The sequence below is a fragment of the Kineobactrum salinum genome (assembly GCF_010669285.1).
Taxonomy (GTDB): Bacteria; Pseudomonadota; Gammaproteobacteria; order Pseudomonadales; family Halieaceae; genus Kineobactrum; species Kineobactrum salinum.
On record NZ_CP048711.1, the window covers coordinates 3,612,095 to 3,634,090 of the forward strand.

Below are 21,996 nucleotides of genomic sequence, written 5' to 3' on the forward strand. Positions count from 1 at the left end.
GGTTGACCGCTGATTTGAAAAACGGGGCTGCGGCCCCGTTTTTATTGAGGCACTCTTATTGAGGCACTAGGGCACACGCCCTTTGTCCTGTAATATACGCGCAGTTCGGGAGAGACCACTCATGGCACAGGCTTCAGGCGACAAGAAGTACAAACGGATATTGCTGAAACTCAGCGGTGAGGCCCTTACCGGCAGTGAAAAATTCGGTATTGATCCGAAAATTCTTGATCGCCTGGCGCTGGAGATCGGGCAGCTGGTCGGGATCGGGGTGCAGGTGGGCCTGGTCGTGGGCGGGGGTAACCTGTTCCGCGGCGCCGCCCTGCAGTCCGCGGGCCTGGACCGGGTCACCGGCGACCATATGGGCATGCTCGCCACGGTGATGAATGCGCTGGCGCTGCGCGATGCACTGGAGCGCTCCAATATCGCCACCCAGGTCATGTCCTCGATCCCGATGAGCGGTGTGGTGGATCACTACGACCGGCGCAAGGCCATCCGCGCCCTCAGCAATGGCGATGTGGTCATTTTCAGCGCCGGCACCGGCAATCCGTTCTTTACCACTGATTCCTCGGCCTGCCTGCGCGGCATTGAAGTCGATGCCGAACTGGTGTTGAAGGCCACCAAAGTGGACGGCGTATACTCCGCCGATCCGATGAAAGTCGCCGATGCGGTCAAGTACGACCGTCTGAGCTACGATGAGGTACTGGACAAAAAACTGGAGGTCATGGATCTCACGGCCATCTGCCTGTGCCGCGATCACCGGATGCCGGTACGGGTATTCATGATGGAGAAGCAGGGTGCACTGTTGAATATTGTGCGCGGTGGTCAGGAGGGTACCCTGATCGAGTAATCAGGGTCACAGGGTCGCACGGTAAGGAGAAGCAAGGTGATTGAAGATATCAAGAAGGAAGCCCGCGAGCGCATGGAAAAAAGCCTCGAGGCACTGGTCCATCATTTCAATAAGATTCGTACCGGCCGGGCCCACCCCAGCATCCTCGATGGCGTCAGGGTGGAATACTACGGTTCGGAAACGCCGCTCAACCAGGTAGCGAATATCAATGTGGAAGACGCGCGTACCCTGTCGCTGACGGTCTGGGACCGGTCCATGATCCAGCAGGTGGAGCGCGCGATCATGAAGTCGGACCTGGGACTCAACCCCGCCACGGCGGGAGAGGTGATCCGGATTCCGATGCCGATGCTGACCGAGGAGACCCGCAAGGGCTTTATTCGTCAGGCGCGCACCGAGGCTGAGGCGGCGCGGGTGTCGGTGCGCAATGCGCGCCGGGATGCGATGGGCATGCTCAAGGAGCTGGAGAAGGACAAGGACATCAGCGAGGACGACGAACGCCGCGGTCAGGAAGCGATACAGAAGCTGACTGACACTCATGTCGAGCGCATTGAAAAGATGTTGGCGGAGAAAGAAGCCGACCTGATGGAAATTTAAGTCTCCGGGCTATGGTTATGCGCGAAGACCCAGGCTCCAGCGAGGCCGCACCCGGTGCGGCGACTCCCCGTCATGTTGCCATCATCATGGACGGCAACAATCGCTGGGCCCGGCGTCAGGGGCTGCCTGGCCACGCCGGCCACAGGGCGGGTGTGGAAGCGGTGCGCGGGGTGCTGCGCGCCTGCCGCCACCACCGGGTCGAGGTGCTGACGCTGTTCGCATTCAGCAGTGAGAATTGGGGCCGGCCACAGACGGAAGTGCGCGCACTGCTGGCACTATTGTCGCGTTATTTGCGCAGCGAAGTGCGGGAATTGCACAAGGATGGTGTAAGAATCCGCTTTATCGGTCGGCGTGACCGTTTCAGCGAGCAGCTGCAGCGTCTGATGGGCAATGCCGAGCACCTGACCAGGGACAACCGGCAGGCGAGCGTGGTTATTGCCGTAGACTACGGCGGCCGCTGGGACATTGTCCAGGCCGCGCGCCGGTTGGCCGAGCGGGTGGCTGCTGGCGGCTTGCAGCCGGAAGCCATTACCGAGCAAGCCTTGCAGGAGGAAATGTCGATCGGCGACCTGCCCGCGCCCGACTTGTGTATCCGTACCGGCGGCGATGCCCGCATCAGTAATTTCATGCTGTGGGATTTCGCCTACAGCGAGTTGTACTTTAGCAATACTCTGTGGCCGGACTTTGGCGAACTGGAATTTGCGCGGGCACTGGCGGACTATGCTCGTCGCGAACGGCGTTTCGGTCTGCGTGAGCCCGACGGCCTGGTCGCTGGCATCAGTGATGCTTAAACAGCGCATTATTACCGCACTGGCGATGGCAGGGCTGTTCCTCGGTGCGGTATTGTTCCTTCCCCTTGCAGGTCTGGCGATCGTGTTCGGCGTGGTGGTCTGTCTCGGCGCCTGGGAATGGTCGCGGCTGGCGGGCTGGCGCTCGCTGCCGGCCAGAGTGGTTTTCCTGCTGTTGCTGGTGGCGCTGCTGGTGGCGCTGTATGAGTATTCGCGGCTGGGCAGCGAGCCCAGCCGCACCCAGGTACAGCCGCTGCTGGGCATCGCCTGCCTGTGGTGGTCTTTTTCCCTGCTCTGGGTCAAGAGCTACCCGGCCAGTGCGGTATTGTGGCACAGCCGGATCATGCGCAGCCTGATGGGGCTGTTGATCCTCTCCTCCGCCTGGCTGGCGGCGGTCTACCTGCTCACCTTTTCCCGCGGCGGCTTGCTGCTGGTTGTCATGGTTATCGTGGTGGCGGCGACTGATATCGGCGCCTATTTCGCCGGTACCCGGTTCGGCCGTCACAAGCTGGTGGAGCGGGTCAGTCCGGCCAAGACCTGGGAGGGATTCTGGGGCGGCATGAGCTGTGCCCTGCTGCTGGCGGTACTGCTGTGGTGGGCGATCCCGGCGCAGATGGCGCATGTCAGCCTGGCGGCAGTGATCGCGGTGGTTGTCGCAACGGCGCTGGCATCGGTGGTAGGCGACCTGACGGTCAGCATGGTCAAGCGCGAGAGCGGCGTCAAGGACAGTGGCGCACTGCTGCCCGGGCACGGCGGCCTGCTGGACCGGCTGGACAGTCTCTGCAGCGCTGCACCGGTGTTTGCCCTCGGCCTGCTGTTGGCGGGGTGGTAGCGATGGCCGGGATACGGAACATAGCGGTACTGGGCAGTACCGGCTCAATCGGCGTCAGTACGCTGGATGTCATCGCCCGGCATCCGGACCGCTTGCGCGTATTTGCGCTGGCGGCCCGGCAATCAGTGGCGGCCATGCTGGAGCAGTGCCGGCAGTTCCGGCCGCGCTATGCGGTAATGATGGACCCGGACGCGGCCGAGCAGCTGCGCCTGGGATTGCCGGCCGGCAGCGAGGTCGAGGTGCTGGCGGGTGCGGCGGGGCTGGAACTGGTGGCAGCCCACTCCGAGGTGGATGCGGTGATGGCTGCCGTGGTGGGCGCCGCGGGCCTGCCCTCAACCCTGGCCGCCGCGCGGGCAGGCAAGCGGGTGTTACTGGCCAACAAGGAGTCGCTGGTGATGGCGGGGCATCTGCTGATGGCTGCGGCGCGCGAAGCCGGGGCGCTGCTGCTGCCGATAGACAGTGAGCACAATGCCATTTTTCAATGCCTGCCCGACAGCGCCGATGGCAGACCAGGCCTGGCGGGTGTCAATCGGGTCCTGCTGACCGCCTCGGGCGGGCCCTTCCGGCAGTGGTCGCCGGCGCAGATCGCGGCGGCTACCCCGGACCAGGCCTGTGCCCACCCCAACTGGTCCATGGGGCGCAAGATTTCAGTGGATTCCGCCAGCCTGATGAACAAGGGGCTGGAGTTGATCGAGGCCTGCTGGCTGTTTGACCTGGCGCCCGGACAGGTGGATATTGTGGTGCACCCCGAGAGCATCGTGCATTCGCTGGTCCAGTATGTGGACGGTTCGGTGCTGGCGCAGCTGGGTAACCCCGATATGCGTACCCCGATTGCCTACGGCCTGGGTTGGCCGGCGCGGCTGGCGTCGGGCGTGGCGGAGCTGGACCTGGTGGCGCTGGCCCGTCTCAATTTCGAAGCGCCGGACGAGGCGCGCTTTCCCTGCCTGCGTCTGGCCCGCGAGGCGGTGGCCACCGGCGGCACTGCGATGGCGGCCTGCAACGCCGCCAACGAAGTGGCGGTGGAGGCCTTCCTGGCCCGTGCTATTGGCTTTGCTGATATACCCCGGGTGATAGAGACCACCCTGGAACAGGCTAACGTAGTTGAACCCGTCTCCCTGGCTGTGGTCGAAGCTGCAGACCGGGAGGCTCGCCAGCTGGCCGGTGAGGCTGTTGCCCGGAGCTGGCGCTCCGGTACCCGCGTAGTGGAGCATTGATGGACCTGATTTATACTATTGCCATAACCCTCGGCACCCTGGGCGTACTGGTCGCGGTGCATGAGTACGGCCATTTCTGGGTGGCGCGCCGTTGTGGCGTCAAGGTACTGCGGTTTTCCATCGGCTTTGGCAAGTCCCTGTGCAGCTGGCGGGACCGCCATGGCACTCAGTACAGTATCGCCGCGATTCCACTGGGCGGCTACGTCAAGATGCTGGATGAACGCGAGGGCGAAGTGCCCGCCCAGGAGCTGGACCAGGCCTTCAACCGCAAGCCGGTATTGCAGCGCATTGCGGTGGTGGCGGCGGGGCCACTGGCCAATTTTGCACTGGCGATAGTTGCCTACTGGGCCCTGTTCATGGGCGGGGAAAGCGGCTACGCGCCGGTGATAGGCTCGGTCGAGACGGGCTCGGTTGCCGACCTGGCGGGGCTGGAAGAGGGCCAGGAGATCATTGCCGTGGATGGCGAGGAAACGCCGACCTGGCAGGCCCTGAGCTTCCGCTTGCTGGATCGGATCGGCGACAGCGGCAACATCCAGTTTACGGTCAAATACCCCGGTTCGGACATGGTGTACCAGTCCGAGGCGCCGGTTGAGCGCTGGCTGGCCGACCAGGAGGAGCCGGACCTGTTCAAGGGCCTGGGCCTGCGTCTCTATACGCCGGAGATTCCGCCGGTGGTGGCTGAAGTCGTCGCCGACAGCGCCGGTGCCCGGGCGGGCCTGCAGCCAGGCGACCAGGTGCTCCGTGCCGACGGCGTGGCGATGCCGCTGTGGATGGACTGGGTGGATTATGTCCGTGCCCGGCCCGGCCAGGCCATCACCCTGGAGGTGCTTCGCGACGGCGGGCAGAAGACGCTTAGCATTACACCGGAGCGGGTGACCGAGGCCGATGGCGAGGTCGTGGGCCGGGTGGGCATCGCGGTGCAGCAGCCCGCCATGCCCGATGCGATGCTGCGCGAGTTCCAGCGCGGACCGCTGGAATCCCTCGGCGCCGCGGTCATCCGTACCGGCGATCTGGTGGGATTTACCCTCAGTTCGATAAAAAAGATGCTGCAGGGCCTGATATCGCCAAAAAACTTGAGTGGTCCCATCACCATTGCTAAAGTGGCGTCCGCTTCTGCCAAATCGGGCCTGGAGTCCTACATCGGTTTTCTCGCCTTGCTCAGCGTGAGTCTGGGAGTTCTGAATCTGTTGCCGATTCCCGTGCTGGATGGAGGCCATCTCCTGTACTACACGGTGGAGCTGGTGGTGGGAAAACCCGTGCCCGAGAAAATACAAGTGTTGGGGTATCAAGTGGGCCTGTTCATGATCCTCGGGATCATGATGCTGGCCCTGTATAACGATTTTGCGCGCCTCTAGCATTTTGAGTGCAGCGGGCAAATATAACTCAAAGACCTCGGGGTCGGACCTTGTCGGGTGATTAGAATTATTTTGAGCAAACGTATCCAATTGTTGCTGGCAGCCGTGATGCTGGCTCTTTCGCCCCTGGTCACCGCCCAGGACTCCTCGTTTATCGTATCGGATATCCGGGTGGAGGGCCTGCAGCGTATTTCTGCCGGCTCGGTATTTGCCGCCATGCCGCTGGCAGTGGGGGACCTGGTCAACGCCGCGGCGATCCGGGCCGCATCCCGCAGTCTGTTCGCTACCGGCAATTTCGACGATATACGCATCGGTCGCGACGGCAATGTGCTGGTAGTCATCGTCGCCGAGCGGCCCAGCATCAGCGAGATCAATATCGAGGGCAACAAGGCGATCGAAACCGAGGCCCTGATGGAAGGCCTGAAGGGCGCGGGGTTGGCGGTCGGGCAGGTGTTCCAGCGCTCCACACTGGAGGGCATGCAACTGGAACTGCAGCGTCAGTATGTGCAGCAGGGCCGCTATGACGCCAATATCGAAACCGAGGTGCTGCCGGAGCCGCGCAACCGGGTGGCGGTCAATATCGATGTCGACGAGGGCACTGTCGCGGCGATCAAGCACATCAATGTCGTCGGCAACGAGATCTACGACGACGAGGAACTGATCGACCTGTTCGCACTGAAAACCACTGGCTGGTTCTCGTTCTTTACCAATGACGACAAGTATTCCCGGGAAAAGCTGACCGGGGACCTCGAAACTCTCAGTTCCTGGTATCTGGACCGCGGCTACCTGCAGTTTACAATCGACTCCACCCAGGTGTCCGTGTCGCCCGACAAGAAGGCTGTCTATATTACCGCCAATGTCACCGAAGGCGAGAAATACACTGTCAGCAAGGTGGACCTGTCGGGTGACCTGGTGCTGCCCGAGTCGGACCTGCGCCGTTTCCTGCTGATCTCCGAGGGTCAGACGTTCTCCCAGCAACTGGTGACATCGACCGAGGAGTATGTGACCCGGCGCCTGGGCAATGAGGGTTACAACTTCGCCAAGGTCACCGGCATCCCGGAGGTCGACGAAGAAGACAACACCGTGGCGATGAAGTTCTTTGTCGACCCCGGCAAGCGCACCTACGTGCGCAGGATCAGCTTCCAGGGCAACCAGAAGACCGCCGATGAGGTGCTGCGCCGGGAGATGCGGCAGATGGAGGGGGCCCCCGCTTCTGCGTCGGCCATCGAGCAGTCGCGGGTGCGGCTGGAGCGGCTGGGCTACTTCAGCAGGGCTTCGGTGGAAACCCCGGAAGTCTCCGGCCACGACGACCTCATCGATGTCGACTTCGCGGTCGAGGAGCAGTCCTCGGGCAGCATAGGAGCCAGCTTCGGCTACGCCCAGGATGCAGGTCTGATCTTCGGCCTCAACCTGCAGCAGGACAACTTCCTCGGTACCGGCCGCCGGGTCGGCATTGGCCTGAACTCCTCCCGCTATCAGGACGTGTACAATTTCAGCTATACCAACCCCTACTATACCGAGGACGGCGTCAGCCGCGGTTTCAATGTGTACTTCCGCTCCACCGACCTGTCGGAAATCAATGTCGCCAGCTATACCACCGATACCCTGGGTGCGGCACTGAACTTCGGCTATCCGATCAAGGAAACCCAGCGTCTGGGCTTCAGTTTCGGGGTCTCCAATACAGAGATTACCGCCGGCCGGTTCGCGGTTCAGGAAATCAAGGGCAGTCCGCGTCTGATCGACGGCATCGACGGCTATTTTGTCAGCACCCTGCAGGATGACGGTACCTATTCCGGCCCGGAGGAGTTCATCCCGATCGGAGAATTGCCCGCCGATGCACTGACTCTCCCAAACGAGCCCGGCTTCCTCGACCTGAACGGCGATGATTTCCTGAACTGGACCGCATCCATGAGCTGGAACCAGTCCTCGTTGAACCGTGGTATCCTGGCGACCCGGGGTGCATCCCAGTCGCTGGCGCTGGAGCTGGCAGTGCCGGGCTCGGATTCCGAGTTCTACAAGCTGACCTATCGCGGTGAGGTATTTTTCCCGATCACCAACGAGTGGGTGCTGAGATTCCGCACTGAATTGGGCTATGGTGATGGTTACGGCAGTACCACCAACCTGCCCTTCTTCGAGCATTTCTTTGCCGGCGGCTTTGGCTCGGTACGCGGTTTCGAGAGCAACACTCTGGGCCCGCGCAGTACGCCGGCGCAGATCTACAGCACCAACCGGCCGGCGACCGAGGTGGACGAGGACGGTAACCCGGTCGAGCTCGGGGGCGAGGACGGCCGGCTGTTCGGCTATGTGATGAACCCCGAGACTGGCAAGCTGGAATTCAGCACCCTGAACCGTCGCCGTGATCCGGATCCCTTTGGCGGCAATGCACTGATTGAAGGCGGCGTCGAGTTGCTGTTCCCGCTGCCCTTCCTGAAGGACCGCCGCAAGCTGCGCTCGGCGTTCTTCCTCGATGCCGGCAACGTGTTCAACACCAAGTGTTCCAGCAACCAGGTCAACTGCTTTGATGTGGATGCCGGCGAGTTGCGCTACTCCGTCGGGGTCGGTGTTACCTGGATAACAGGCTTTGGACCGATGAGTTTCAGCCTCGCCAAGCCCCTCAACGATTCTCCCCAGGATGAGCGGGAAATATTCCAGTTCACGCTGGGCCGGGGTTTCTGATTTTTTCTAGTGATAGTGGAGAGTACTGTGTCGAGAGTATTGAAAACCGTCCTGATTGTCGCCGCCTTGGCGTTTCCCGCGCTGGGGTGGGCGCAGGGCAAGATCGCCGTGGTCAATGTGGAACAGGCGATCTTGCAAACTGACTATGCCCAGAAACGGCTGGGTGAGGAACGTGATCGCGTTGAGTACAAGTCCGACAAGGACGAGTTCGACAGGCTGAAGGAGGAGTTCGACAGCCTGGTGCAGGAATTCCAGAAGGATGCTGCGGTGATGAGCCAGGAACAGCAACTGGCCGCGCGCAAGCGTCTGGCGAGCAAGCAGGCGGATCTGGAACATGTCGCTGGCAAGCTGCAAACGACCGAGCAGGAAGTGGGCCAGGCGTTGTTGCAGGAGATGTCGCCCAAGGTCCAGGAAGTGCTGCAGGAGCTTATTGCCTCTGAAGGCATTGGCCTGCTGTTGCAACGAGGTTCGGTGATTCACGCCGATGCGGGGTACAGCATTACCGCCAAGGTCACCGACAAGCTGAACCAGGCCTTCGCGAACTAGGCGCTGCATGTACTCTCTGGGAGAGTTGGCGGAGACCCTTGACGTCATACTCTCGGGTGATCCGCAGTGCCGCGTAAGCGGCCTGGCTACGCTGGCAACAGCCGGGCCGGATCAGCTCTCCTTCCTTGCCAACGACAAGTACCTGCGGCAGCTGCACGGTACCCGGGCCGCGGCAGTGATTCTTCGTCCGGCGCAGGCGGCGCAGTGCCCGGTCGCCTGCCTGCAGGCTGAAGATCCCTATCTCGCCTTCGCCCGGGCCACCGCCCTGTTTGCCCCGGCGGCCCGGCCGGCCGCCGGTATTCATCCCACCGCAGTGGTGTCGGCGCAGGCGCAGGTAGATGAATCTGCCGCTATCGGGCCACAGGCGGTGGTCGAGGCGGGCAGCTGTATCGCTGCCGGCGTCGTCATTGGCGCCCATGTCAGTATCGGCGAGAACTGCAGCATCGGCGCCGGCTGTCAGTTGCATGCGCATGCGGTGCTGTACCGGGGGGTGCGACTGGGGCGGCAGTGCATAATTCACAGCCATGCTGTTTTGGGTGCTGATGGTTTTGGCTATGCGCCAACTACAGAAGGCTGGGTCAAGATCCACCAGCTGGGCGGCGTCTGGTTGGGCGACCGGGTGGAGGTGGGTGCCGGCACCACGATTGACCGCGGCGCGCTGGATGACACCGTGATTGAGGATGGCGCCATCATCGATAACCTGGTGCAGATAGCACACAACTGCCACATCGGCAAAAATACCGCGATAGCGGGTTGCACCGGACTTGCCGGAAGCACGACTATAGGCGCCAATTGTACCCTGGCGGGTGGCGTCGGGGTGGTGGGGCACGTCGAGATCTGCGACAACGTCCACATTACCGGCATGACAATGGTGACCAAATCCATCAGCCAGGCCGGCTCCTACTCGTCGGGTACCCCGATGTCCACCACCCGGGAATGGCGACGCAACGCGGTGCGATTTGCCCAGCTGGATCGCATCCAGCAGCGTTTGTCGGCATTGGAAAAATCCACAAAGAACTAGCCCCAGGGGAGATCTGCAGTTTGATAATGGACATCACGGAAATACGCAAGTACCTGCCGCACCGCTACCCGTTTCTGCTGGTGGACCGGGTACTGGAAATCGAGCTGGGCAAGTCCATCGTCGCCTGCAAAAACCTCTCGGCCAACGAGCCCTTCTTCAACGGTCATTTCCCAGAGCAACCGGTATTCCCCGGGGTCCTGTTGCTGGAAGCCATGGCGCAGGCCGCCGGGGTTCTGGGTTTCAAGTCGCAGGGCAAGACGCCGGCGGACGGCTCGATGTATTATTTCGTGGGTGCCGATGACCTGCGCTTCAAGCGCCCCTGTGTTCCCGGCGATCAGGTAATGCTGCGCGCGTCGATCATCTCCGACCGCCGCGGCATCTGGAAATTCAATGTCAGCTCTGATGTGGAGGGCAAGCTCTGTGCCTCAGCCACCATTCTCTGTGCCGACCGTTAAGTCATGATTCACAGTCAAGCCATCGTTCACCCCTCTGCCCGTGTTGCCGACGATGTCGAGATCGGACCCTGGACCTTGGTCGGGGCGGACGTCGAGATCGGTGCCGGCTGCAAGATCGAATCCCATGTTGTCATCAAGGGTCCTACCCGGATCGGCACGGGCAACCACATCTACCAGTTCTCCACCATCGGCGAGGCGACTCCCGATCTCAAATACCGGGACGAAGCTACCCGCCTGGTAATAGGCGACAACAACATCATCCGCGAAAACGTGACCATCCATCGCGGTACGGTGCAGGACCGCGCCGAGACCACGCTGGGCAACAACAACCTGATCATGGCCTATGTCCATATTGGTCACGACTCGATCCTGGGCAATCACTGTATCCTGGTGAACAACACCGCGCTGGCGGGGCATGTGCGGGTGGATGACTGGGCCATCCTCAGCGGCTACACCCTGGTGCACCAGTTCTGCAAGATCGGCGCCCACAGTTTCAGCGGCATGGGCACCGCCATCGGCAAGGATGTGCCCGCCTATGTCACCGTGAGTGGGGCCCCGGCCGAAGCCAAGACCATCAATATAGAGGGGCTGCGCCGGCGCGGTTTCTCCGCCGAGGCGATCAGCCAGCTGCGCCGCGCGTTCAAGATTGTCTACCGGCAGGGCCTGACCCTGGAGCTGGCCATACAGCGGCTGGAGACCATGCTGCGCGATACGCCGGAGGTGCAGGTGCTGATCGATTCCATTCGCGCCTCGGAGCGCGGCATCGTTCGCTAGTGCGCATCGGTATCCTGGCCGGGGAGCCTTCCGGTGACATCCTCGGTTCCCGCCTGCTGGCGGCATTGCGTCAACGCTACCCGCAGCTGCAAGTGGAGGGTATCGGCGGGCCGCTGATGCAGGCCCAGGGCCTAGACAGCTTGTTTCCGATGGAGCGGTTGTCGGTGATGGGCTTTGTCGAGCCGCTCAAGCGGCTGCCGGAGCTGCTGCGTATCCGGCGCTCGCTGTACCGGCACTTTCGGGCTCATCCTCCAGATCTGTTCATTGGCATCGATTCCCCCGACTTCGTCCTCACTCTCGAGCGCAGGCTGCGGGCCGCCGGCATAGCCACTGCGCACCTGGTCAGCCCCTCTGTCTGGGCCTGGCGCCGTGGCAGGATTCATGGCATCGGCAGGGCGGTGGACCGCATGCTGTGTCTGTTTCCGTTCGAACCCGATATCTACCACCAGCACGGCATTGCCGCTGAATTTGTCGGCCATCCGCTGGCGGACGAAATTCCTGCGGAAGTGGATCACGGCGCCGCCCGCATCGGGTTGGGCCTGGCACCCCAGGGCAGGGTGCTGGCGCTGCTGCCCGGCAGCCGCGGCGGCGAGGTCGGCCTGCTGGCGCCCCTGTTCCTGGATTGCGCCCGGCGCCTGGCGGCGGCGGATCCGCAACTGTCCTTTGTGCTGCCCGCCGCCAGCGAGGCGCGCATGGCCCAGTTGCAGGCGCTGCTGTCGCACTATCCTGACCTGCCACTGACGGTGGTGGCGGGCCAATCCCGCGAGGTGATGGCGGCGGCGGACGCGGTGTTGCTGGCCTCAGGCACGGCTACGCTCGAAGCCTTGCTGCTGAAGCGGCCCATGGTGGTGGCCTACCGCATGGCGCCGCTGTCCTGGGCACTGGTGTCGCGGCTGGTGCGCACCCCCTTCGCCGCCCTGCCCAATATCCTGGCCGGCCGCGAGCTGGTGCCTGAGCTGATCCAGGACGCGGCGACCGTGGACGCTTTGGTCGCGGCGATGCAGCCGTTGTTGCGCGACAGCGAGCAGGCGCGGGCACAACGCCAGGCCTTCGACACTATTCACCGCTCGCTGGCGCTGGGCTTTGGCGAGCGCTGCGCCGACGCGGTGGAGTCCCTACTGCCCGGAGCGCGCCGGTGAGCATTGTCTTTGGCGCGGGCTATGAACCCTGGGAGGTGGCCGGTGTCGACGAGGTCGGGCGCGGTCCATTGGCCGGCGACGTGGTGGCCGCCGCGGTGATCCTGGATCCCGCCCGACCCATCGCCGGGCTGCGCGATTCCAAAAAACTCTCTGCCGCCCGCCGTGAGGAACTGGCGCTGCAGATCCGCGCACAGGCCTTGGCCTGGGCGGTCGCCCGCGCCTCGGTGGCGGAGATCGACGAGCTCAACATCCTGCAGGCCTCGCTGCTGGCGATGCACCGGGCGGTACAGGCGCTGCAGCTGCAGCCGCGCTACGTATTGGTGGACGGCAACCGCCTGCCGCGCTGGCCCTATGCCTCGGAGCCGGTGGTGGGGGGCGACGACCTGGTCCCGGCGATCGCCGCGGCCTCCATTCTCGCCAAGGTTCAGCGCGACAATGAACTGGTGACACTGGATCTGAGCTATCCCGGCTACGGCTTCGCCGCCCACAAGGGCTACCCGACCCGGGCCCATTTGCAGGCGCTGCGGGCGCTGGGTGTCACTCCATTGCACCGGCGCAGCTTTGCGCCCGTGAAAAGTTTGTTAGCCGACACCGGCGAGGGGTAAACTCCCTCCCCATGACCGACTTCGTCCATCTCAGACTGCACACCGAATACTCACTGGTAGACGGCCTGGTGCGGATCAAACCGCTGGTCGAGCGGGTGGCCAGCCTGGGCATGGCGGCGGTGGGCGTGACCGACGTCTGTAACTTCTACGCGCTGGTCAAGGTCTACAAGGCCGCCTTTGGCGCGGGGGTGAAACCGGTGTTCGGGGTCGACCTGCGCATTCTCGACGAGGACGATCCCGAGCGCGCCTACCCGCTGTGTCTGCTGGTAATGGATCAGGTAGGCTATCGCAATCTCACCGTACTGATTTCCCGAGCCTATACCGAGGGCCAGTATCTGGGCCAGCCCTACGTCCACAAAAGCTGGCTGACGCAGCACAGTGAGGGCCTGGTCGCGCTGTCCTGCGGCGCCGCGGGCGACGTCGGCCAGGCCCTGCTGGCCGAACGGCCGGCCCAGGCCGAGGCCCGGGCGCGGCACTGGATGTCGCTCTACCCTGGCCGTTTCTACCTGGAACTGCACCGCACCGGCCGCGAGGGCGACGAAACGCATCTGCACGCAGCGGTGACCCTGGCCCAGCAGCTGGCTTGCCCGGTGGTGGCGACCAACGATGTGCGCTTCCTGGACAGCAGCGAGTTCGAGGCCCACGAGGCCCGGGTCTGTATCCGCGAGGGCCGCACCCTGGACGACCCGCGCCGCGCCCGCAATTACACCGACCAGCAGTACCTGCGCTCACCCGCCGAGATGGCGGAACTGTTCGCCGATATTCCCGAGGCGCTGGCCAACAGCGTCGAGATCGCCCGCCGCTGCAACCTGGTGCTGGAGCTGGGCAAGCCCTACCTGCCAGACTACCCGGTACCGGCCGGTTTGACCATGGACGAGTACTTTCGCCAGCTGTCCCACGAGGGCTTGGACCAGCGCCTGGTACGCCTGTTCGATAGCGCCGCGCCGGACTTCGCGGAGCGGCAGCAGACCTACCGCGCGCGGCTGGACTTTGAGCTGGACACCATCATCCAGATGGGTTTCCCCGGCTACTTCCTGATCGTGATGGATTTCATCCGCTGGGCCAAGCAGCACGATATCCCGGTGGGCCCGGGGCGGGGCTCCGGCGCCGGCTCGCTGGTGGCCTATGCGCTGGAGATCACCGATCTCGACCCACTGCAGTACGACCTGCTGTTCGAGCGCTTCCTGAACCCTGAGCGGGTGTCCATGCCCGACTTCGACGTCGACTTCTGCATGGAGAAGCGCGACCGGGTGATCGACTACGTGGCCGACACCTATGGCCGCGAGGCGGTGTCCCAGATCATCACCTTTGGCACGATGGCGGCCAAGGCGGTGGTGCGGGACGTGGCCCGGGTGCAGGCCCGGCCCTACAGCCTGGCCGACAAGCTGTCCAAGATGATCCCGTTCGAGGTCGGCATGACCCTGGCCAAGGCTCATGAGCAGGAGGAGGTGCTGCGCGAATTCCTGGCCGGTGACAGCCAGGCGCTGGAAATCTGGGACATGGCGCTGCAGCTGGAGGGCATTACCCGCAACGTCGGCAAGCACGCCGGCGGGGTGGTGATCGCACCCTCCAAACTGACCGACTTTTCGCCGCTATACTGCGACGAAACCGGCTCCGGTCTGGTGACCCAGTACGACAAGGGCGACGTCGAGGATGCCGGCCTGGTGAAGTTCGACTTCCTGGGCCTGCGCACGCTGACCATCATCGACTGGGCGGTGAAGATGATCAACCAGGTGCGGCCCGCGGGCGAGCCGGCGCTGGATATCACTGCCATCCCACTGGACGACCAGGCCAGTTTCCAGCTGCTGCAGGCCGCCGAGACCACCGCGGTGTTCCAGCTGGAATCGCGCGGCATGAAGGATTTGATCAAGCGCCTGCGGCCGGACTGCTTCGAGGACATCATCGCGCTGGTGGCCCTGTTCCGGCCCGGTCCGCTGCAATCGGGCATGGTGGACAACTTCATCAATCGCAAGCACGGCCGGGAGACCATCTCCTACCCCGACCCCGAATACCAGCACGCGCTGCTCAAACCCATCCTCGAGCCCACCTACGGCATCATCCTCTACCAGGAGCAGGTGATGCAGATCGCCCAGGAGCTGGCCGGCTACAGCCTTGGTGGCGCCGACCTGCTGCGGCGGGCAATGGGCAAGAAAAAACCCGAGGAGATGGCCAAGCAGCGTGAAGTGTTCGAGCAGGGCGCCCGGGAAAAGGGCATCGACGGAGACCTGGCGATCAAGATCTTCGACCTGGTGGAAAAGTTCGCGGGCTACGGCTTCAACAAATCCCACTCCGCCGCCTATGCGCTGGTGTCCTACCAGACCGCGTGGCTGAAGACCCACTACCCGGCGCCGTTCATGGCCGCGGTGATGAGTTCGGAATTGCAGAACACCGACAAGATCGTGGTGTTCGTCGAGGAGTGCCGGGCCATGCAGCTGGCGCTGCGGTTGCCGGATGTGAACGAAGGCCAGTACATGTTCACGGTCAATCCGGACCAGGCCATCATCTATGGCCTGGGTGCGATCAAGGGTCTGGGCGAGGGCCCGATCGAGAACATTCTCCAGGCCCGGGAAGGGGGCGGACCCTTCCGGGACCTGTTCGACTTCTGTGCCCGCACCGACCCGCGCAAGGTCAACCGCCGCGCGATCGAGGCCCTGGTCCGGGCCGGTGCCTTCGACAGCCTCGGGGTGGAACGCTGGATACTGATGGCCGCGGTCGACGATGCCCTGAAGGCCGCCGAGCAGAGCGCCAGCAACCGCGACAGCGGCATTGCCGACCTGTTTGGCGAAGTGGTGCCAGGGCCGGTGTGTGCCAGCAATGAGGATCCCTACCTGGCCTTTCGCAACGTCCGCCCCTGGACGGACAAGGAGCGCCTGGGTGGAGAGAAAGACACCCTCGGCCTGTATTTCAGCGGCCATCCCATTGATGAATACGAAGCCGAGCTGCGCAAATTCGCACCTACCCGGATAGCCGACCTGCGCGCCGACAAGGGCAACCAGCAACTGGCCGGCCTGATCGTCGCGGCCCGTACCATGCGCACCAAGCGCGGCGACAGCATGGCGATTCTGCAACTGGATGACCGCAGCGCGCGGATAGAAGTGACCGTCTATGCCGACACCTACAGCGCTCACCGCGACCTGCTGGTGCGTGACCAGATCGTCATTATCGAGGGCAGCGTCGCCCATGACGACTATGCCGGCGGACTCTCCATGCGCGCCAGGGAAGTGCGCAGCCTGTTGCAGGCGCGCCAGTCCTTCGCCGCCGAACTGAGTATCGAGGTCTGCCAGGAGATGCTCGGCAACGGCCTGGAGGAGCGCCTGGCCCGCACCCTGGCCGGCGCCGGCGGCGGCAGCTGCCCGGTATCCCTGTGGTACCGGCAGCCCCGCAATCGCGCCCGGGTACGCCTGGGCGAGAACTGGTCGGTAGTGCCCAGTGACGAACTGCTGCAGGAACTGCGCGAGTGCCTGGGCAGCGACCGTGTGGCGCTGCTGTACGCCTGAGTACCCGCAGCGATTGTTATTGCACAACCAGCATCGCCCTCAGTGAATCCAGCCCAGGCGTGTTGGCGTATCCCGCGCAACTGGAGACCGCCTGTTCGAAGGCCCGCAGTGCCCGCTCGGGGCGCCCATGCTGCAACCAGGCTTTTGCCAGCCGGATCGCCGGACCTGGCTCAAGAATGGTCGCCGAGGCAGCCTCCATGTCAGCCACGATATGCTCCCGTGCCGTGACAGGTACCTGCTCTGGAACCAGTTGCTGCAGCATCGTGTAATAATAGCCGCGCGACGCGCGATCAGCGGGTGTACCAATGCCCTGGAGAACGTCGCGTTCGGCGATTTCCGCCGCCTTCACAAAAGCCCTCACAGCCGCCGCGGAGGCGCCGTTGTGCAGATAGGAGTCGGCGAGATTGCCCCACATCTCGTGAATTTCGGGCTGTCCGACTGCGCTGAGGTTGTCGATGGCGCGCTGGCGCAGCTGCGCTGATCCTGCGTAATCGGCCTGTAGGTACAACAGCATGCCGAGGAACTCATCACCGACATAGGACTGCGGCGCAATATCGCGGGCTCGCTCATAGGCGAGCCGCGCCTGGGTCAGGTTGTTGGCACAGAAATAAAACGTACCCAGATTGGCCAGGATGAACTCGTTCTCTTCGCGCCCGCGAGCCTCCTCCGCGCTTGCAATTGCAGCGCCGATGTCGCCAGCAGTATATTCCAGGGTCGCCAACCAGAATGGCGGCTTCCAGAAGTCCGGGGCGGCGACCGTCGCCTGGGTAGCTGCGGCTCTGGCCGCTTCGAGATCAGCCGGATTCCCATCCCTGTGGAACAACTGCAGCAGCGTCACTGCCATATCCAACAGCGCCGCCGCATCCCGTGGATTTCCTGTCAGCAGAATCCCGTAGCTATCCAAGGCTTCTTCGAGACGGCCGGTGACACGGAGAAAATGGGCCTGGGCGAGGCGGGTGGCTGGCGCCGTGGGTGCAAGCTGCAGCGCCCGGTTGCAGGCCTGGGCGGCATCCGCCAGCGCGCGTTGCGCCTCCTCCATCCAGTATTCCTCCAGCAAGGCCCGGCACAGGCCTGCATGGGCATCGGCATAATCGGGGTCCTGGCGCAGGGCGGCCTCGAAGCGGCTCTGTGCGCGCAGGACATTGAGTTCGCTGGCGGGACCGTCCAGGTGCGCCAGGCCTTCGAGATAGTAATCCTGGGCCGTTGCTGCGGGAAAGTACAGGGGCCACTCATCGTCTCCGGCTGCTGGCACCCCCAGTCGATCGGCGATGGCGCGAGCGGCATTGGCCGCGATGCCCAGCCGATTTTCGTCGAGTTCAATAGTGGGCACGGTTTCGGCCCAGACCTGCGCGCGCACACTGCCTGTGTATAGATAAATACGCACTGCGCTGTAGCGTCCCACAGTGAGTAATTCACCCTCCACGACCGCCTGCACCCGCAGCCGCTGCGCTACCGCGTCCGCTTCGAGATCGTGGGTCAGCACGGTAGCAGTGGGAGAGGACAGCGTATACTGCTGGTCGAGGTACAGCCGCAGGGCAGCGGTTAGTTGATCGTCGCTGTCACCGGCGATGGGATGCAGGGCGAGGGTTGGTGGGCCGGGGTCCAGCAGTGAGATGGCCGTAGCGGCGATGGTTCGGGAATCGGAGGCGGTGGAGTCCTGTTGTACCCACCACAGGCCCGCGAACCCAAGCAGCAGGAGCAGCAAGCCGACACCGATATGCCACCGGCCAATTCTGGCTGGCCGAGGTGCTGGGGTTGTGTGCCCGGGGCCGCCAGCCGACGCCGGCTCGGGTTCATCGGCGGTCTTGTACAGCTCCCAGGCGTCAACACCCAGTGCCCGTGCTACTCGTTCAAGCGTCGGCAGCTCCACCGGCTGCTCGCGAAACACCCTGCTGACCACGTCCTTGGGTGCCTGGGCAAGGCCCTCGAGGTCGGCCATGCTTTCCGCCAACGCTGCCTGGGTCTTGAACCCTGCTGCGGTCAGGGCCCGATACAACCGGGTTCGCGAGGCGCGAATGCCGCGCCTGCGACTGGGCTGTTCCCGGTTTGACATGTGTCGAGCACACTCCTGTTGCCGGTCGAACACCGATTCTTTGGAACACAATATAACACAGCGGATCATTCGCGCATGCGCGTGGCGGTGGCTCTTATCTGTCCTTAACCATCCCTATTTAGCATTAGTTGTCGATGTATTTGCGGGCCTGACGCGCGATGCTTGAGGGCGTGTACCAATTGAACCCGCGGGGGGTGAACAATGAGAATGACCAGGTTTTTGGGGTACTGCCAGCTGACGTTGCTGGCAACCGTTCTGATGGTCGGATGCGGTTCTTCCGGGGAGCCTGAGGCTGCTGAAGCACCACCGCAGGCCGGGGAGGGCCGGAACAGTGAGACCGAGCCGACAGTTGAGGATACCGCCGATCGCTGCCCTCCGGTCCTGTCTACCCCCGCTCCCGCAGCCGGTCAGGCCGTCGACGACATTGTCGGGGTGCGCCCGGGGCAGAGTTTCGATGACGTCCATGCTCGGCTCGGTTGCCGGGAAGAGGGTTATACCCTGGAGGTGGCGTCGCGCTGGGTTATTCGCGACACGGGCGATCTGCCCACCCGCCAGGTGCTGCGCGCCACCAACGGGGTTGCCTGCAGCGGCCAGGAGATTGCGCGCGACATGGGTTCGATAGCGGGAAACCAGCGCTGCATCGGTGGTTTTAGCGGGTCCAATTTTCGCGCCGTACGCGATGCCACGGACGAGGTCTACGTGGGCTTTACCGGCATGTTCGGGCAGGAAATCGCCGGCGCAGTCTGGCGCAGCCGCAGTTATCCGGAGGATGCGAGGCCCAGTGTCGACAAACTCGAGCAGGCCTTGATCGACAAATATGGCGAACCCAGCCATCGCGAGGAAATGCGCCTGCACAACTGGGGTATGCGCAAAGGGGACATTTCGCTGAACTGGGTGTACGACCTGCGCGGTCGCAGAGTCAGCGCGGAGAATCCGCAATACCAGCAGTGCCTGACCATCAGTCCGGCTTTCTCCGGTACGCACCGCTGGTCGGGCAGTTGTGGCACCGTGGTGCGCGCTGGTATAGCCAAATACCACGGCAATGACCTGCTGGTAGACCGTTTCGATATTGGCGTAATGGATCAGAAGGCCTTCTACGAAGGTGGCGAGCGCTTCAAGGCCGAGCTGGCGGCGGCGCTCGAACAGCAACGTCAGGACGCTGCCCGCGAGGCAGCGGCAGTGATGCCGGATCTGTAGGGAGATTTCAGCGATGCGATTGGTAACTTTGGTACTGTCTGGCTGTCTTGCCACCGCCTGTGGTGGTGGCGACCAGGCAGCAGCTGCTGGGTCTTCTACGCCAAAGGCCTCCACCGCCGGCCCGGAGGCAGTGTCACCGACAGGCCGGCAACGTAGCCGCCGGCTGGGGGAGTTTGATGCGGAAGCCCTGTTCTGGGCCATGTACCACTGGGCGGATGTGGTCCCGCCAATACGGGAATGGTTGGAACCCGGCCTGCGTCAGGCGGCGAGCCAACGGGGCGAGATCGTCGACGAATTCTTCGATCAGGAAGCATTCCTGGACACCCTGGTGGCAGAACTGGAAGCCCCCTATCAGGCGGCCGGAGATATCGGTTATGTCCACGCCACCGTGCGCGGTAAACTGGGGCCCTACGACGCCCAGTTCGAGGAACTCTATATCGAGCCCTTTGCTCCCGGCAGCGGTTTGCGCGCTTATTTCGAGCCTGTGCAGCGGGAAGCCACCGTACGCCTGGTGAACGCGCTGGATGCCTATGCCTGGGTGTTGCCTCCCGAGCAGGCACAGGCGGTACTGTCGTCCCTGGGACTACAGATGGGGCGACAGATTTTGGTAGAGATGGAACTGCGGCTTACCGGGGCCAGCGTGGATGCCCATTCAGGTAGTGGCCAACTCGACGCCGAGATTCTCAGCTATAAATTGTTCGAAAACCTGGCCGAGAGCCGGGGCCGACTGCTGCACGAGGCGGTCGTGCTTGAGCCCTCAGCCTCCGGGGAGTCTACCCTGTGATGCCCGGCAGCTCGCTGGTGCTTCTGCTCACCGTTTTGCTGTCGCAACTGGTGCAGGCAGAGGAGTCCCGGCCTGACATTCTCGGAATACGTTTGGGTGATACCTTTGAAACTGTAGCAGCCAGGCTCAGAGCACACTATCCACCCGCATTTATTCAGGAAGTGCCCGGTGACATCGGTAACATAGAGGGCTCGCTGTTGCAGGGCCTGCCCTACCGTGGGCGGGTGAGTGCGGCGCTGAACCGCCACGGCCGTGCGCGGCACGGTGCGGGCACCGATACTATCGTGGCCTACGGGCTGGCCCCGCCGAGCGACGGGCAGGTCGTCATTGTCTATCGCAGGGTGAACCTGCAGCAGTCGCTGCCGGCGGCAACACTGCGGCAAATGCTGGAGGAAAAGTATGGGCCGCCTCTGGTTGAAGATGCTGGCGACAGCCGTGGCGGTGGCCAGCAGTATCGCCTGTTCCAGATGCTGTCCTGGTCCAGGGATGTCGGCGGCCAGCCGCTTGCTGCCGAGGCAGCACGACGCTGCAGCGCCGAACGTACCGGGCATCTGTTGTCGCTGCAGATGCGCCCCGACAGTTATGGCAAGCACAGCCACTGTGGCTTCATCCTGGCTGTATTCCTGGAGCAGGGCGAACACGTGCAGCAATACAGTACGCTGCTCTACGACGCCAATATGATCCGGGCAGGGAACGCGCGCACCGTGGCCTATGCCCGGGCCGAGGCGGAGCGGATTGCCGCCGAGCGCGCCGACCAGGAGCGTGAAGCGGCTGCCGGTGCCGAGCGACCCAAGTTGTAGCACACTCGGTTTCGCGCGCGGCCAGAACGGCGGTATGGCTTGCAGGTCGGCCCTCCCCCTCGACCTCTTTTGTATTGTAGAATGAGTATCTCATGCAAGTGCTGTGATAGTCATGGCGCCAAAACGAGGATATTGCTATGCGTAGTATTTTTGCCCTGGGCCTGCTGCTGTCGCTCGCAGGCTGTCAGTCGGCCTACTACGGCGTGGCGGAAGAACTGGGCTTCCACAAGCGGGATATTCTGGTGAGCCGTGTCGAATCCTCCAAGGACGCCCAGGGGGAGGCACAGGAAACCTTCGAGTCGGCACTGGAGCAACTCACTACGCTGATCAACTACGACGGTGGCGACCTCGAGTCCATCTACAAGGAAACCCAGGCCAACTACGATGATGCAGAGGCAGCGGCACAGAAGGTGCGCGAACGCGTAGCCGCAGTCGAGCATGTTGCCGAGGCGCTGTTCGATGAGTGGGAAGACGAGATCGATGAATACTCCAGTGCCTCGCTGAAAGCGGAGAGCCAGCGCAAGCTGCAGGAAACCCGCCGGCGCTATGCCGGCATGATCGATACCATGCAGGCCTCCACGCGCAAGATGGATCCGGTGCTCACCGCGCTGAACGACAACGTCCTCTACCTGAAGCACAACCTGAATGCGCGTGCCGTGGCTGCCATCAATGTGGAGTTCGCGCAGATCGAGCGCGATATACGCAGCCTGATTGAAGACATGAGACGCTCCATTGCGTCCTCCGAAGCATTTATCCGCAGCATGCAGAGCGATCCCTGATGGCAGTCAGCCGCCAGGCATTTCTGGTACAGTGGATCCT

General features: G+C 63.3%; 19 protein-coding genes. 18 read left to right on the top strand and 1 reads right to left on the bottom strand.

The annotated features are described in order from the left end of the window. The first annotated feature begins 121 nt into the window (after positions 1 to 121). From pyrH to dnaE, 14 genes are all read left to right on the top strand, one after another. The gene (pyrH, locus tag G3T16_RS16090; RefSeq protein WP_163496122.1) at positions 122 to 847 is read left to right on the top strand and encodes a UMP kinase; all 726 of its coding nucleotides are present in this window, start codon (positions 122 to 124) and stop codon (positions 845 to 847) included. 36 nt (positions 848 to 883) lie between these two features. Further along, complete coding sequence (frr, locus tag G3T16_RS16095) at positions 884 to 1,441, top strand: ribosome recycling factor (RefSeq protein WP_163496123.1); 558 nt, start codon at positions 884 to 886, stop codon at positions 1,439 to 1,441. Between the two features lie 17 nt (positions 1,442 to 1,458). Beyond that, positions 1,459 to 2,232 (top strand): polyprenyl diphosphate synthase, encoded by a 774-nt coding sequence (gene uppS, locus G3T16_RS16100; RefSeq protein WP_163496124.1) that lies wholly within the window; start codon positions 1,459 to 1,461, stop codon positions 2,230 to 2,232. Further along, positions 2,225 to 3,061 carry a phosphatidate cytidylyltransferase gene (locus G3T16_RS16105; protein WP_163496125.1) on the top strand — a complete coding sequence of 279 codons (837 nt, stop codon included), beginning with the start codon at positions 2,225 to 2,227 and terminating at the stop codon, positions 3,059 to 3,061. The genes uppS and G3T16_RS16105 overlap by 8 nt, the downstream gene beginning before the upstream one ends. 2 nt (positions 3,062 to 3,063) lie before the next feature. Beyond that, positions 3,064 to 4,275: a 1-deoxy-D-xylulose-5-phosphate reductoisomerase gene (gene ispC, locus G3T16_RS16110; RefSeq protein WP_163496126.1), complete on the top strand. Its 1,212-nt coding sequence runs from the start codon at positions 3,064 to 3,066 to the stop codon at positions 4,273 to 4,275. Further along, positions 4,275 to 5,630: an RIP metalloprotease RseP gene (gene rseP, locus G3T16_RS16115; RefSeq protein ID WP_163496127.1), complete on the top strand. Its 1,356-nt coding sequence runs from the start codon at positions 4,275 to 4,277 to the stop codon at positions 5,628 to 5,630. Before ispC ends, rseP begins: the two co-directional genes overlap by 1 nt. A gap of 108 nt (positions 5,631 to 5,738) precedes the next feature. Then, complete coding sequence (gene bamA / locus G3T16_RS16120) at positions 5,739 to 8,306, top strand: outer membrane protein assembly factor BamA (RefSeq protein WP_163497147.1); 2,568 nt, start codon at positions 5,739 to 5,741, stop codon at positions 8,304 to 8,306. Between the two features lie 27 nt (positions 8,307 to 8,333). Next, positions 8,334 to 8,852 carry an OmpH family outer membrane protein gene (locus G3T16_RS16125; protein ID WP_232059115.1) on the top strand — a complete coding sequence of 173 codons (519 nt, stop codon included), beginning with the start codon at positions 8,334 to 8,336 and terminating at the stop codon, positions 8,850 to 8,852. 7 nt (positions 8,853 to 8,859) lie between these two features. Further along, complete coding sequence (lpxD, locus tag G3T16_RS16130) at positions 8,860 to 9,873, top strand: UDP-3-O-(3-hydroxymyristoyl)glucosamine N-acyltransferase (RefSeq protein WP_163496128.1); 1,014 nt, start codon at positions 8,860 to 8,862, stop codon at positions 9,871 to 9,873. Positions 9,874 to 9,899: 26 nt separating this feature from the next. Next, positions 9,900 to 10,328 carry a 3-hydroxyacyl-ACP dehydratase FabZ gene (gene fabZ / locus G3T16_RS16135; protein ID WP_163496129.1) on the top strand — a complete coding sequence of 143 codons (429 nt, stop codon included), beginning with the start codon at positions 9,900 to 9,902 and terminating at the stop codon, positions 10,326 to 10,328. A 3-nt stretch (positions 10,329 to 10,331) separates the two neighbouring features. Beyond that, positions 10,332 to 11,102, top strand: a complete 771-nt coding sequence (gene lpxA / locus G3T16_RS16140; RefSeq protein ID WP_163496130.1) for an acyl-ACP--UDP-N-acetylglucosamine O-acyltransferase — start codon at positions 10,332 to 10,334, stop codon at positions 11,100 to 11,102. Next, complete coding sequence (lpxB, locus tag G3T16_RS16145) at positions 11,102 to 12,241, top strand: lipid-A-disaccharide synthase (RefSeq protein ID WP_163496131.1); 1,140 nt, start codon at positions 11,102 to 11,104, stop codon at positions 12,239 to 12,241. Before lpxA ends, lpxB begins: the two co-directional genes overlap by 1 nt. After that, on the top strand, positions 12,238 to 12,846 hold the full coding sequence (gene rnhB / locus G3T16_RS16150) for a ribonuclease HII (RefSeq protein ID WP_163496132.1): 609 nt from the start codon (positions 12,238 to 12,240) through the stop codon (positions 12,844 to 12,846). Before lpxB ends, rnhB begins: the two co-directional genes overlap by 4 nt. 11 nt (positions 12,847 to 12,857) lie before the next feature. Beyond that, positions 12,858 to 16,343 carry a DNA polymerase III subunit alpha gene (dnaE, locus tag G3T16_RS16155; protein WP_163496133.1) on the top strand — a complete coding sequence of 1,162 codons (3,486 nt, stop codon included), beginning with the start codon at positions 12,858 to 12,860 and terminating at the stop codon, positions 16,341 to 16,343. 16 nt (positions 16,344 to 16,359) lie between these two features. Here the strand turns inward: dnaE and G3T16_RS16160 are convergent, their stop codons facing one another. Beyond that, complete coding sequence (locus G3T16_RS16160) at positions 16,360 to 18,396, bottom strand: tetratricopeptide repeat protein (protein WP_163496134.1); 2,037 nt, start codon at positions 18,394 to 18,396, stop codon at positions 16,360 to 16,362. A 207-nt stretch (positions 18,397 to 18,603) separates the two neighbouring features. On the opposite strand from G3T16_RS16160, the gene G3T16_RS16165 reads away from it, so the two are divergent. The 4 genes from G3T16_RS16165 to G3T16_RS16180 all read left to right on the top strand — a co-directional run bounded on the left by G3T16_RS16165 (position 18,604) and on the right by G3T16_RS16180 (position 21,956). Beyond that, entirely contained in the window at positions 18,604 to 19,593 is a 990-nt protein-coding gene (locus G3T16_RS16165; protein ID WP_163496135.1) for a hypothetical protein, read from the top strand. A 13-nt stretch (positions 19,594 to 19,606) separates the two neighbouring features. Beyond that, positions 19,607 to 20,377, top strand: a complete 771-nt coding sequence (locus G3T16_RS16170; RefSeq protein WP_163496136.1) for a hypothetical protein — start codon at positions 19,607 to 19,609, stop codon at positions 20,375 to 20,377. Then, positions 20,374 to 21,177, top strand: a complete 804-nt coding sequence (locus G3T16_RS16175) for a hypothetical protein (protein WP_163496137.1) — start codon at positions 20,374 to 20,376, stop codon at positions 21,175 to 21,177. Before G3T16_RS16170 ends, G3T16_RS16175 begins: the two co-directional genes overlap by 4 nt. A 137-nt stretch (positions 21,178 to 21,314) precedes the next feature. Next, positions 21,315 to 21,956, top strand: coding sequence for a DUF2959 domain-containing protein (locus G3T16_RS16180; protein WP_163496138.1), 642 nt, complete (start codon positions 21,315 to 21,317; stop codon positions 21,954 to 21,956). Positions 21,957 to 21,996: the final 40 nt, after the last annotated feature.

Coding starts and splice junctions, on each gene's coding strand:
- G3T16_RS16170 (WP_163496136.1), top strand. CDS start 19,607: ATGCGATTGGTAACTTTGGTACTGTCTGGCTGTCTTGCCACCGCCTGT.
- G3T16_RS16165 (WP_163496135.1), top strand. CDS start 18,604: ATGACCAGGTTTTTGGGGTACTGCCAGCTGACGTTGCTGGCAACCGTT.
- dnaE (WP_163496133.1), top strand. CDS start 12,858: ATGACCGACTTCGTCCATCTCAGACTGCACACCGAATACTCACTGGTA.
- pyrH (WP_163496122.1), top strand. CDS start 122: ATGGCACAGGCTTCAGGCGACAAGAAGTACAAACGGATATTGCTGAAA.
- rseP (WP_163496127.1), top strand. CDS start 4,275: ATGGACCTGATTTATACTATTGCCATAACCCTCGGCACCCTGGGCGTA.
- fabZ (WP_163496129.1), top strand. CDS start 9,900: ATGGACATCACGGAAATACGCAAGTACCTGCCGCACCGCTACCCGTTT.
- G3T16_RS16180 (WP_163496138.1), top strand. CDS start 21,315: ATGCGTAGTATTTTTGCCCTGGGCCTGCTGCTGTCGCTCGCAGGCTGT.
- uppS (WP_163496124.1), top strand. CDS start 1,459: ATGCGCGAAGACCCAGGCTCCAGCGAGGCCGCACCCGGTGCGGCGACT.
- bamA (WP_163497147.1), top strand. CDS start 5,739: ATGCTGGCTCTTTCGCCCCTGGTCACCGCCCAGGACTCCTCGTTTATC.
- G3T16_RS16105 (WP_163496125.1), top strand. CDS start 2,225: ATGCTTAAACAGCGCATTATTACCGCACTGGCGATGGCAGGGCTGTTC.
- ispC (WP_163496126.1), top strand. CDS start 3,064: ATGGCCGGGATACGGAACATAGCGGTACTGGGCAGTACCGGCTCAATC.
- lpxD (WP_163496128.1), top strand. CDS start 8,860: ATGTACTCTCTGGGAGAGTTGGCGGAGACCCTTGACGTCATACTCTCG.
- G3T16_RS16160 (WP_163496134.1), bottom strand. CDS start 18,396: ATGTCAAACCGGGAACAGCCCAGTCGCAGGCGCGGCATTCGCGCCTCG.
- lpxA (WP_163496130.1), top strand. CDS start 10,332: ATGATTCACAGTCAAGCCATCGTTCACCCCTCTGCCCGTGTTGCCGAC.